Raw genomic sequence first — 11985 nt, 5'->3', positions numbered from 1 at the left:
AACTAGGAACGCGCAGGGGCGGCGTTCGGCACTTCGGCCGGCGGGGCGTCTTGGATGGTGAATATCAGGTTAGGAGAAATGATCGGATTTTTGGTATTATTTTACTGAAAGAATATTTATTCTCTAAATGAGCGGCTCTGGCATTAATGTGTTAATGGCCCATCCACACCTCCTGCCTATAGCTCCGACATATGCGTTCAGTTTGTCAGGAGATTGCGTGTGCTCGGGTTCCGGAAATCTGATTTTGGCCTGCCGACCAGCAGATCGCCGCGGCGGATTTTCTCGACCGACGTGATTGCGCGGTTGGCGCGCGATCGACGCGGTTCGGTCGCGATCATGTTCGGCCTCTCCGTATTTGTCGTCGTTTCCGTCGTGGGTAGCGCTGTCGACTATGGGCGGGCCCTCCTGGCGCGTGACCGCTTGCAGGCGACCATCGACAGCACAGTGCTCGCTGCCGCACGCGTCTGGCAGCTCGAACAGGACATGACGCTCGCCCAGAAAAAGGCGATTGCGCACTTCGACGCCATGAAGCCCGAGGGCGTCGATGCGAAGCTCACCAAGCTCGAGCCCGACATGCAGAACAACACGCTGACTGTCGAGGCGACGGCCGAAGTCAAGGCGCCGTTCCTGAGCCTCATGCTCGACGGCCAGCCGCTGCGGATTGCAACGCGTGCGCAGGCGAAGTTCTGCGTCGGGTGTCGCGGCGGTGGCGGTGGCGGCAATGACGGCTACAGCATCGAAGTCGCGATGATGCTCGACATCACAGGCTCGATGGCCGGCAGCAAGATCGCGGATCTGAGAGAGGCGGCCAAGGACCTCATCAAGATTCTCGTGTGGGATGATCAGAGAGAGCACACCTCGCGCGTTGCCGTCGTCCCCTTCTCGCATGCGGTGAACGCGGGCAAGCAGCTCGGCAAGGCCATTGCTTATAGCCCTGCCGACAAGGTTTCGTTCGCTTTCCGTGACGGCAAAAGCCGCGACTGGTACCGGCCGAAGGATACGAAGGACAAGGTCGATCCCTATGCCTATTGCGTATCCGAGCGCCAGGGTAGCGATTCCTATACGGATGCGACGCCGACCGGCAACGCGCGTCTCCCCGTCGTCTACTACTCGAGCGCCAGCGTGAGCAATTGCCAGCCGACAGCCGAGGTCATGCCGCTTTCGAACAACAAGCAGGCCCTGAATGCGCTGATCGACAGCCTGAAGGCCGACGGCTACACGGGCGGCAATCTCGGCACCGCATGGGCGTGGTACATGCTCTCGCCGAGGTGGTGGTCGGGCATTGCCTCGAACGTACATGCCGACGGCCGTCCGGCGGCCTATCCCTCGCTGCCCTCGAGCTGCACGAGCTGGGAGAGTTGCCCCGCATCGTCGCATACGGGCAGCGTCAGGAAGTTCGCCGTGCTGATGACGGACGGTGAATACAACATGCAGTTCTGCGACGGCGGCTCGAAGGTGACCGGCGCCTCCATCCCCGATCGCAATGCGGGACCCGGCAACAGCGAGAAAGGTAACTGCACGTCGGCACTCGGCAGCTCGAGCGCCCAGGCGCAGTCGCTGTGCACGGCAATGAAGAAGGCCGGCATCATCGTCTACACCGTGGGCTTCGGACTCGGTGCGAGCGGTGCGCAGGTCGATCTGCTCAGGGCGTGCGCGTCCGATGACGGTCACTTCAGCAAGCCTGGCAAGCTCTTCTACAATACCCAGACAGGCACCGAGCTGAGGAGCGCCTTCCGGCACATTGCCACGTCCATTGCCTCGCTCTACGTCTCGCAGTGACCTCAGGCACACCGGCGTTACATTGAAAGGGGCACCCATGGGGTGCCCCTTTCTGATTCCGATGGCGCATGGCGTTCATGGCAAACAAATTGCTAATTGCAGGGCTGCAATTTATTTACTTAAATGATGCAACTTGAATAAAAGAGAAAATTGCATGGAATTGTCAGGGATCTAATTAAGAGAAAATCAACGGCGCAGATCTATTTGTCATCGTACGGGCGGGGTCCTGTATGAGGTTTGCGTCATGTTCGCGTTTGTAAATTGGCGGGCTGCTTGGCTGCGGCGGGCATCGGCGCGGACGCGCGGGCTCGGAAGAGATCACCGCGGCTCCGTGGCCATCATGTTCGGCCTGACGGTTTTCATCATCTTCACGATCGTCGGCAGCGCCGTGGACTACGGCCGCGCGATGTTGGCGCGCGCCCGGTTGCAGGCGGCGGTCGACAGCTCCGTGCTGGCGGCGGCCCGCGTCTGGCAGCTCAACAACGATTTGCAGCTTGCCGAGCAGAAGGCGTACACCCAGTTCGACTCGAACAAGCCCTACAATCCCTCGCGCGTGATTTCGTTCACGCCGGACATGGTGGCTGCGACTTTCACCATGGTCGGTGAGACCGTGGTCAAGACGCCGTTCCTGAGCTTCGTCAACCATCCCACGATCACGATCGAGACGCGCGGCCAGGCTCTCATCGCCGGTGGCGGCAATGCCGGCACGAACCTCGAAGTCTCGCTGATGCTCGACGTCACGGGCTCCATGGCTGGCTCGAAGATCGAGGATCTCAAGGCCGCCGCGAAGGATCTGATCGATATCGTCATCTGGTCCGACCAGAGCGAGTACACGTCGCGTGTCGCCCTGGCGCCGTTCTCCTCGGCGATCAACGCGGGTTCGCTCGGCTCGTCGGTTGCCTACAATCCCACGTCCAGCCTGACGTTCAAGCTCAAGAGCGGCAGCACGTCGACCCGCTATCGCACCAGCACGTACTGCTTGTCCGAGCGCACGGGGACCAACGCGTTCACCGACGTGGCGCCGACGGGCACCAATGCGATACCTCGCGCCTATCAGACTGGAAGCAATACGGCTTGCGTGCCTTCCGCGCCAATCGTCCCGATGACGAGCAACAAGGACTCGCTGAAGACCGTGATCAATAGCTTCGCGGCCAGCGGCAATACAGCCGGTCATCTCGGCACGGCCTGGGCCTGGTACCTGCTGTCGCCGAACTGGGCCAGCGTTCTGCCCGCCGCCAGCAAGCCGCAGCCCTATTCGATGACCCAGCAGGTCGGCGAGAAGGGCCAGCCGCTGCTCAAGAAGGTCGCGGTGCTGATGACGGACGGTGAGTACAACTATCAGTACTGCAACAGCACCACGCCCACGACGGCCGGTGCGACCATCCCGGACAGTGACACGGGCAACAGCGGCGCCAACTGCAAGTCGCCGAACGGCACCTCGACGACGCAGGCCCGCTCGCTGTGCACGGCCATGAAGGCCGCTGGCATCACGGTCTATACGGTGGGCTTTGGTCTCGGCAGTGCGGGTGCGGCTGTGGACACGCTCCGTGGCTGCGCCAGTGAGCCGCACATGTTCTACAACACGACCACGGGCGACGAGCTGCGCAACGCCTTCCGGCATATCGCCACCTCGATCGCGGCGCCGATCCTCTCGCGCTGAGGACCAGCCCCGACAGGGGCGGTCGCGATCGCCTCGGAACAAGACACAGGGCACCTCTCGGGGTGCCCTGTTCCTTTTTGGGAAAAGGAAGAAGAGGAGCTACGGGCTCTCGCCGAGCATGAGCCTGACTGCCCGCATGAAGATCTCAGGGCCCGTGTAGCCGACGAGGCGGTCGATCTCCACGCCGTCGCGCATCACGATCACGGTCGGGATGATCTCGACGGGTGCCGCGAGGCCGAGGGTGTCGATATCCGTGTGGGCTATATCGACGAAGCGCAACGGCGCCTGGCGCGCCCGGGCGCTGGCGCGATAGAGCGGGGCAATTTCGTCCCGAAAGAGCTGGCACATGGGACAGCCGCGGGCCTCGAGCACGATGAGCTCGACGGCCGGCGCGGGGTCGGGCGTGACCTCGGTCGCCGCACCAGCGGGGCGCGGGGCGCCCACGGGCACGAGAATGGCGGCACTCAGCAGTAGAGAGGCAAGCGGGCGGATCACGGCAGTGGCCCCGGGGACGATCAACGAAGTTAGCGAAGTGTGAAATGCAGGAACGGGGCCAGTGGCGCCCGCTCGGCCGATCGGCCGCATGGGGGTGCGTTAATTATGTCTTGGAGGGGGGCGTCGGGCGTCGTACTGAGACCCATCCGGGAAGCAAGCAGGAACGGCGATGAGCCTGACGCTGGGGCTGGCGCTCTACTTCATCATCTGGTGGACGGTGCTGTTTGCCGTGCTGCCGTTTGGCGTGCGCACGCAGGGCGAGGTGGGCGAGATCGTCCCCGGAACGCCAGAGAGCGCGCCTGTAGCGCCGCGTTTGCTGCGCACGTTCGCCATCACGACGGTGGTGGCCGGGGCGGTATTCGCTCTGGTCTATGCGGTTCTTGCGGGCGGCCTTATCGACGTCGGCGCCTATTTCCCCGATCCAGTGGCCCCGCCGGGCGTGCGCTGAAGTCGGAATCTCGGACACAAAAAAAGCAAGGCGAAGGGCCCTGCTTTCCTGAAGTCCGAGAACCAAGCGGATTGAAGAACCGCTCTATTGCTAGCCATTCCCACTCGCGGCCACGGGGACCGCACACTTGGCGTCCTCGATCCTCTGTCCCGGGATCGTAGGTGCGCCGCCTGCTCCCTAGACTTGGGCAATGCGAAGACCCCAGACGTGGTCTCACGGCCCTTTTTCGTACGCGGATGTGACACTAGCCCATCTGCGACGTCTTGTCAGCCCTTGATTGCGCCTGCCATCAACAGCCCAAGTAGCCGGATTTTGTTCGCCTTTTGCGCCGCAGCATCCGTTCGTGCGATAGGTAGAACATGGCCGAACTGGGGCCACCAGCCGCGCGCCCTGTCGCGAGAGGAGCCCGATGCCCATCAGCAGCCCTGCCGACCGAAAGACACTGATCCTGACGGGGGCCTCGCGTGGCATCGGCCACGCCACGGTCAAGCGCTTTGCGTCCGCGGGCTGGCGGGTGATCACCTGCTCGCGTCATCCCTTTCCGGAGAACTGCCCCTGGGAAATGGGACCCGAGGATCACATCCAGGTCGACCTCGCCGATCCTGCGGATACCGCGCGCGCGATCGCCGAGATGCGCAGCCGCCTCGCGGACCAGCGCGGGTATCTCAATGCACTCGTGAACAATGCCGGCATCAGTCCGAAGGGTGCGGGTGGTGCGCGCCTCGGCACGCTCGATACACCGCTCGATGATTGGCAGCATGTGTTTCAGGTGAACTTCTTCGCGCCGGTGCTGCTCGCGCGCGGATTGCTCGCCGAGTTGGAGCGCGCAAAGGGCGCGGTCGTCAACGTGACGTCGATTGCAGGAAGTCGCGTGCATCCATTTGCGGGCGCGGCCTATGCGACATCGAAGTCGGCGCTTGCAGGTTTGACACGCGAGATGGCGACGGACTTTGGTCCGCGCGGCGTGCGCGTGAATGCGATCTCACCGGGCGAGATCGATACGTCGATCCTCTCGCCGGGCACCGAGCGCATCGTGAACGAGCAGATACCGATGCGCCGTCTCGGCGAGCCGGAGGAAGTCGCAAAGGCGATCTATTTCCTCTGCACGGACCAATCGAGCTACGTGAACGGTGCCGAGCTGCACATCAATGGTGGGCAGCATGTTTGATGCGGCCCCCCGGTCGCGCCTTCGGCGCGAGTAGGGCCGCAGGCCCTACGACCCGCGCGGGGGACACCCCCGCACCCCCGCCTTTTTTGGACTTGGAGTTTGCCGCGAGCGCTCCGTAGTTCCCTCTCCCCGCTTGCGGGGAGAGGGTTAGGGTGAGGGGCAGCGGCATACGCCAACGTTGGCAGGTGTGCCGCCCCTCATCCCGACCTTCTCCCCGTAAGGACGGGGAGAAGGGGAAGTGGGCACCACACGCAAGCGCTGTCCGCACGGCCGCCGCGGGCATGGCACGACGGGAGGAGGCGAAGCACCCCTTCCCAGCAGCTCGCGGCACTAAAACCAACCACCGCCGCGGGCATAGCACTGCGGAAAGGTTGCGAAGCACCTCTTCCCAGCAGCCCGCGGCAAACAAAATCAAGGCGTCGCGAGGTTGATCGTGACGTTCTTCTTGATCGTGAAGCTGTCGAGCATGCCTTCGAGCGAGAACTCGCGGCCGATGCCGCTCTGCTTGACGCCGCCGTAGGAGTGACCCGGCGACTGGCCGAGACCCTGATTGATCTGCACCCAGCCCGCTTCGATCGCGTGGGCCGTGCGCAGCGCGCGGCCGATGTCCTTCGTCCAGACGTAGCCGGCGAGGCCGTAGTGCGTCTGGTTGGCCATGCGGATGGCTTCCTGCTCGTCCGTCCATTTGATCGCGACGAGCACGGGGCCGAAGATCTCTTCCTTCGCAAGGCGCCAATCGTTGGCATCATGCGCGAAGAGCGTCGGAATGGCGAAGAAGCCCTCTGAAAGCGGGCCGTCCTTGGGCGGCAGGCCGCCGAAGCGCAGCGTCGCACCGGGCTGCTTCAGGCCATCCTCGACATAGCCGCAGACCTTGCGGAACTGCTTCTCGTTGATGATCGCGCCCATGTCCGTCTCTTCGTCGAGCGGATTGCCGATCTTGAGCTTCGAGGCTTTCGCGGCGAGCTTGTTCAGGAAATCGTCGAAGATGTCGGCGTGCAGGAAGAGGCGCGAGCCGGCCGTGCACGACTGGCTCTGGCGCGTGAAGCGCATGGCCGCGATGATGCCGTCGACGACCCAGTCCTCGTTCGCATCGGGATAGACGATCGACGGGCTCTTGCCGCCGAGCTCGAGCGACACCGGCACAATGCGCTCCGATGCCGCCTTCATGACGAGCTTGCCCACTTCCGTCGAGCCGGTGAACGACAGCTTGCGCACGCCCGGATGTGCCGAGAGCGCGGCGCCCGCCTCGGGGCCGTAGCCGGTGATGACGTTCAGCACGCCCTTGGGCAGGAACTCCTGGCAGATGCGCGCAACCCAGAGAATGCCGAGCGGCGCGTCCTCAGCCGCCTTGAGGACCAGCGTGTTGCCGGCGCAGAGCGCGGGCGCGATCTTGAGCGAGCCGAGGAGCACGGGCGCGTTCCACGGGATGATGGCGCCGACGACGCCGATCGGCTCGCGGCGCGTGTAGCTCAGCACGTGCTCGCCGAAGGGGATCGTTTCACCCTTCAGCTCGCTCGCGAGACCGCCGAAGTAGCGGAAGATCTCGGCGGTCCCCTTCGCCTCCGGGCGCGCCTGCGTCTTGATGGCGTTGCCGGTCTCCTCGGCGATGATCTTCGCGAGCTCCTCGACGCGGGCTTCGATCACATCGGCAATGCGCGTGAGAATGCGGCCGCGATCACGAGGCGGCACGCGCATCCACGCCGGGAATGCTGCCGTCGCGGCCTTGACGGCGGTGTCGATGTCCTCGGCGGTGCCGCGCGGAACGCTCGCGATCGGCTTGCGGTTGCCCGGATTGAGGACGGTGATGGCTTCGCGGGCGTTGCCGTCGGTCCAGGCGCCGTCGATCAGCATGGTCTCATGGCGGAGGCTGGTGCTCGTGCTGGGCTTGCTTGTGACTGCCATGGCGGGATCCTCCATTCGTATCGGGTTGCGCTCAATCGAGCGTTCGGGCTTCGGAAGGCAGTAGGTACGGCACGCCGCTCTTGATCGGGTAGGCGAGGCGGGCCGCGCGACTGATCAGCTCCTGGTTCTTCTCGTCGTACTCGAGCGAGGTCTTGGTCACGGGACAGACCAGCAGCTCGAGGAAACGCGGTGCCGTGCGCTCCGATGCGGCGGCTGGCTCTTTGCGGCGTTCGTTCATGCCGGCATTCCTACTCGATCGACTACTGAAGGCGCGAGCCGGGCTTGGCCGCGGACCCGGCAAGATCCATCTCCGCGAGGGCGATGAGGGCCGCGGCGCGATCGGCGAGCGTTGCGGCTTCCAGCAGGGCCTGCTTCTCCGGCGGCGCAAAGGGGCCGGCGATGGCAAGGCCGTTCACGAGATCTTCGTTCTCGGACTGCTCGATGGCTTCCCAGTCGGGCTTGAGGTGGCGCGCGTCGAGATAACGCTGCAGCACGGAGAGAAGTTCGGAGCGCGGGACTTCCTCGGCGCCGAGCGAGGCGACGAGATCATCGGCAAAGCGCTCATAGGCGACGTCGAGCGTGCGGTAGAGCTCGCGCGTTGTGACATCGCCGACGACATCGAACCGGCAGATCCCGGTAAGCGTGATCAGGAGGCGGCCGTCGGATTGCTCCTGGAAGGCCGAGAGCCGCGCCGCGCAGCCGACGGCCTGCAATGGCGCGCTGCGCGACGTCGGCGAGCCGGTCGTGCCGCCATCGCCCGTCGGCTGAATGATGCCGATGATCCGCTCGCCGCGGAGCACGTCATCCACCATGGCGAGGTAACGGGGCTCGAAGACGTTGAGCGGCAATGTCGTACGCGGGAGCGTGATGGCGCCGAGCAGCGGAAATACCGGGATGCGCGACGGCAGGTCCGATGGCGAACGGTATTGCTCCAGAAACTTCACGCGTAACGTACTCCAGTGGCCTGCCGCACCTGCGGAGCGGCCTTCACGTCACGAGAACAGCAGCGACGACAGGCGGCGCCGGCCGTCGAGCGTCGCTGGGTCCTTGGGGCCCCAGGCCTCGAACAGCTCGACGAGCTGCTTCCTCGCGGCTTCGTCATTCCATTTGCGATCGCGGCGGAAGCTTTCGAGCAGATGGCTCACCGCCTCCTCCTTCTCGCCGTTGGCGGCGAGCGCGGTCGCGAGATCGATGCGCGCCTGATGATCGGCCGGGTTGGCCTCGACCTTGGTTTTCAGCTCACCGAGGTTGCCGCTCTCCTGGCCGCGCTTGGCAAGACCGAGGGCCGCGCGCACGCTCGCGAGCGGCGCGGCGTCGCGCTTGTCGGGCGGCGCGAGCTCGAGCGTCTGCTCGGCGCGCTCGAGGTCGCCGGTTTTGAGATAGCAGCGCGCGAGGCCGGCGAGCGCCTTGATGTTGTCGGGCTCCTCCTGGAGCACGGCGGCAAAGATCTCGGCTGCCGTCTGGAGGTCACCCTCCTCGAAGGCCTTCTCGCCTTCGGCAATGGCGTGCTCGAGGTCGGCGGCGCCGGCATCGCCGACGAGGCGGTCGACGAAAGCCTTGATCTGGCTCTCGGGCTGCGCGCCGGCAAAGCCATCGACGGGGCGGCCATCGAGGAAGGCATAGACCGTCGGGATGGACTGCACGCGGAGCTGCTGGGCAATGGCGGGATGCTCGTCGATATTGATCTTGACGAGGTGCACCTTGCCGCCAGCGGCCCGTACAACCTTCTCGAGGATGGGGGTGAGCTGCTTGCAGGGGCCGCACCACGGGGCCCAGAAATCCACGATGACGGGCTGCGCCCGTGACGCCTCGATGACGTCCTTCATGAAGCCCGCGGTCGTCGTGTCTTTGATCACGTCTCCGCCGGGGCCGGCCGCCCCAGGGGCCTTCTGGCCGAATTCCATACCTTCAACTCCCGAGAAGCGAGCTTTCGCAAATTGTCAGCCGGCCTCGCTGGGTGCATCGATCGCGACGACGAGAGGTTCGTGTCCAGTGGCACGCATGAAACGCAGAAGATCGTCGCGCGCGATGCTCGTCGTCGCCGTGTTGACCAGCGGGTGGCAGTTGATCCTTTCATAGCCCATGAGGCGTTCGTCCACCACCACGCTCACGCGCTTCTGATCATCGTTAATGAGGGCCAAAGCCGTGACCGACCCGGCCGGCACGCCGAGCACTTCCATGAGCAGCTCGGGTTTGCCGAAGCTCAGCCGCGCGGCGCCGATCCTCTTGTGCAGGGACTTCAGGTCGACGGGCGTGTGGCTCTCGGCGACGACGAGAAACAACTGGCCCTTGGCGTCCTTCAGGAAGAGGTTCTTGGTATGTCCGCCCTCGAGATTGCGCTCGAGATGCGAGCTCTCGGCGACCGTGAAGACCGCCTCGTGCTCGACGGTCACGGTCTGGATGCCGAGCTCGGCCAGACGCGCGAAAAGGATTTCCCGGGTTGCCGGCATAGGACTCTCACTCAGCGCGGCAGGTCCGTGCGGCCCATGAGGACGCGATCGATCGAGGCGGCGGCCTGCCGGCCCTCGCGGATCGCCCACACGACGAGGCTCTGGCCGCGGCGCATGTCGCCGGCGACGAAGAGCTTGTCACGTCCGCGGATGCGATAGTCACGCTCGTTGGCCTCGAGACCCTTGAAGCGGCCGCGCGCGACCACGGGGAGGTCCATCTCCTTGACGACGTCATCTTCCGTCGGACCGGAGAAGCCCATGGCGAGCAGCACGAGATCGGCGTCGAGCGCGCCCTCCGAGCCGGGGACCGGCTGCAGCTTGCTGTCGACGCGCGTGTAGTGGAGCTTCTTGATCTTGCCGCCCTCGCCCGAGAAGCCGGTGGTCGAGATCGAGTATTCGACCGCGGCGCCTTCGGCCTGGCTCGAGGAGATGCGCAGCTTGAGCGGCCAGTGCGGCCAGGAGAGCGCCTTGTTCTCCATCTTCGGCGGCTGCGGCATGATCTCGAGCTGGGTCACGGACTTCGCACCCTGGCGGAAGGACGTGCCGATACAGTCGGAGCCGGTGTCGCCGCCGCCGATGACGATGACGTGCTTGTCCTTGGCACTGATTTCCTTCGTGCCCTTGGCGATCGTCTCGCCGGACACGCGGCGGTTCTGTTGGGGCAGGAAATCCATGGCGAAGTGAATGCCGTCGAGCTCGCGGCCCGACGCCTTGGCGAAGAAGTCGAAGGGCTTCTCCGAGCCGCCCGTGAGCAGCACGGCATCATGCGACTTCTTGAGGGACGCAACGGTCACGTCCTTGCCGACGTGGGTATTGCAATGGAAGGTCACGCCCTCGGCTTCCATCTGCTTCACGCGGCGCTCGACGACGACCTTCTCGAGCTTGAAGTCGGGAATGCCATAGCGCAGCAGGCCGCCGGGAAAGGCGTTCTTCTCATAGACGTGGACCTCGTGGCCGGCGCGCGCGAGCTGCTGGGCCGCAGCGAGGCCTGCCGGGCCGGAGCCGATCACGGCCACACGCTTTCCCGTTTTCTTGTCGGGGGGCTGTGGCACCCACTTGTTGCCGTTGTCGGCGAACGCGCGCTCGGCGATCGAGTACTCGATGGTCTTGATGGTGACCGGCACGTCCTCGATGTTGAGCGTGCACGAGGCTTCGCACGGCGCCGGGCAGACGCGGCCCGTGACCTCGGGGAAGTTGTTCGTCGAGTGGAGATTGAGCGACGCCGTAGACCACTGGCCCTGATAGACGAGGTCATTCCAGTCGGGGATCTGATTATTGACCGGGCAGCCATTGTGGCAATAAGGAATGCCGCAGTCCATGCAGCGCGCGGCCTGCGTCTTCACGTCCTTCTCAGGAAGCGGCTCGACGAACTCGCGATAGTGCTTCAGCCGCTCCTCGACCGGACGATAGCCGCGGTCGGCGCGGTCAAACTCCATGAAGCCCGTAATCTTACCCATTTCAGTCGCCTCTCGGATCGGCGTGTATCGGAGATTGTTCTAGTGGATGCGCAAGCTGCTTTCACAGCGCGCGATCCATTTTCGGATACCTGGACGCTCGGCCAGATCGAAGCCGCCTTCATCGGCCATGCGCGTGTAGGCGACGACGGCGACATCGGCGATCGTGAGGCCAGCACCGGCGAGGAAGTCGGACCCTGAGAGCTGCTGCTCGATGAGATCGAGGGCCTTCTCGCCGCGCTCGACGCGCCACGCATCGCGCTCGGCCTTCGAGCGGCCGAGGTACTTCATGTGAAAGCGGCAGACCGCGACATAGGGCTCGTGGCTGTACTGTTCCCAGAAGAGCCATTCATCGATCTTGGCCTGCGCGAAGCCGTCGTCGGGCAGGAGGTGCGAGCCGCGTGCCAGGTAGCGGATGATCGCGTTCGACTGCGCGAGCGTGCGCCCGTCGTCGAACTCCACCGCCGGCACCTGCCCCTGCGGAAACTTCGCGAGATAGGCGGCGTTGCGGGACTCGCCCTTCATGATGTCGATCGGCACCCAGGTGTAGGGCCGTCCGACAGCGTCGGCCGTCCACTTCACCTTCAGGCAGTTGCCTGAGATGACGTCACCGTAGATCTGCATGACGT

12 protein-coding genes are annotated in these 11985 nt (G+C 64.6%); 4 read left to right on the top strand and 8 right to left on the bottom strand.

The features are described 5' to 3' along the window. The first annotated feature begins 219 nt into the window (after positions 1-219). Both CS1BSM3_RS22915 and CS1BSM3_RS22910 read left to right on the top strand, forming a co-directional pair. Positions 220-1779 (top strand): pilus assembly protein, encoded by a 1560-nt coding sequence (locus CS1BSM3_RS22915; RefSeq protein WP_072391386.1) that lies wholly within the window; start codon positions 220-222, stop codon positions 1777-1779. A 244-nt stretch (positions 1780-2023) separates the two neighbouring features. Beyond that, the gene (locus CS1BSM3_RS22910; RefSeq protein ID WP_072391383.1) at positions 2024-3439 is read left to right on the top strand and encodes a TadE/TadG family type IV pilus assembly protein; all 1416 of its coding nucleotides are present in this window, start codon (positions 2024-2026) and stop codon (positions 3437-3439) included. Positions 3440-3538: 99 nt separating this feature from the next. Here CS1BSM3_RS22910 and CS1BSM3_RS22905 read toward each other — a convergent pair whose 3' ends face one another. Continuing rightward, positions 3539-3934 carry a YbbN family protein gene (locus CS1BSM3_RS22905; protein WP_083528826.1) on the bottom strand — a complete coding sequence of 132 codons (396 nt, stop codon included), beginning with the start codon at positions 3932-3934 and terminating at the stop codon, positions 3539-3541. Between the two features lie 169 nt (positions 3935-4103). Here CS1BSM3_RS22905 and CS1BSM3_RS22900 point away from each other — a divergent pair, with 169 nt between their 5' ends. Continuing rightward, positions 4104-4382, top strand: coding sequence for a DUF1467 family protein (locus CS1BSM3_RS22900; protein WP_072391380.1), 279 nt, complete (start codon positions 4104-4106; stop codon positions 4380-4382). A 409-nt stretch (positions 4383-4791) separates the two neighbouring features. Then, positions 4792-5550 (top strand): SDR family NAD(P)-dependent oxidoreductase, encoded by a 759-nt coding sequence (locus CS1BSM3_RS22895; protein ID WP_072391377.1) that lies wholly within the window; start codon positions 4792-4794, stop codon positions 5548-5550. Positions 5551-5961: 411 nt separating this feature from the next. Here the strand turns inward: CS1BSM3_RS22895 and CS1BSM3_RS22890 are convergent, their stop codons facing one another. From CS1BSM3_RS22890 to CS1BSM3_RS22860, 7 genes are read right to left on the bottom strand one after another with little or no spacing between them, the layout of a single operon-like run. Beyond that, positions 5962-7452, bottom strand: a complete 1491-nt coding sequence (locus CS1BSM3_RS22890) for an aldehyde dehydrogenase family protein (protein ID WP_072394365.1) — start codon at positions 7450-7452, stop codon at positions 5962-5964. Positions 7453-7483: 31 nt separating this feature from the next. Next, positions 7484-7690, bottom strand: coding sequence for a Trm112 family protein (locus CS1BSM3_RS22885; RefSeq protein WP_072391374.1), 207 nt, complete (start codon positions 7688-7690; stop codon positions 7484-7486). A gap of 22 nt (positions 7691-7712) precedes the next feature. Beyond that, positions 7713-8396, bottom strand: a complete 684-nt coding sequence (locus CS1BSM3_RS22880) for an LON peptidase substrate-binding domain-containing protein (protein WP_072391371.1) — start codon at positions 8394-8396, stop codon at positions 7713-7715. A gap of 48 nt (positions 8397-8444) precedes the next feature. Further along, on the bottom strand, positions 8445-9356 hold the full coding sequence (gene trxA / locus CS1BSM3_RS22875; RefSeq protein ID WP_072391369.1) for a thioredoxin: 912 nt from the start codon (positions 9354-9356) through the stop codon (positions 8445-8447). 36 nt (positions 9357-9392) lie between these two features. Continuing rightward, a complete protein-coding gene (locus tag CS1BSM3_RS22870) occupies positions 9393-9902 on the bottom strand; it encodes a prolyl-tRNA synthetase associated domain-containing protein (protein ID WP_072391367.1) in 510 nt (169 codons plus the stop codon). A gap of 11 nt (positions 9903-9913) precedes the next feature. After that, positions 9914-11359: a glutamate synthase subunit beta gene (locus CS1BSM3_RS22865; protein WP_072391364.1), complete on the bottom strand. Its 1446-nt coding sequence runs from the start codon at positions 11357-11359 to the stop codon at positions 9914-9916. Positions 11360-11398: 39 nt separating this feature from the next. Next, positions 11399-11980: a glutathione S-transferase family protein gene (locus tag CS1BSM3_RS22860; protein WP_072391362.1), complete on the bottom strand. Its 582-nt coding sequence runs from the start codon at positions 11978-11980 to the stop codon at positions 11399-11401. Positions 11981-11985: the final 5 nt, after the last annotated feature.

It is taken from the genome of Hyphomicrobium sp. CS1BSMeth3 (assembly GCF_900117415.1).
GTDB lineage: Bacteria > Pseudomonadota > Alphaproteobacteria > Rhizobiales > Hyphomicrobiaceae.
This window is presented reverse-complemented; position numbering and strand designations above follow the sequence as displayed.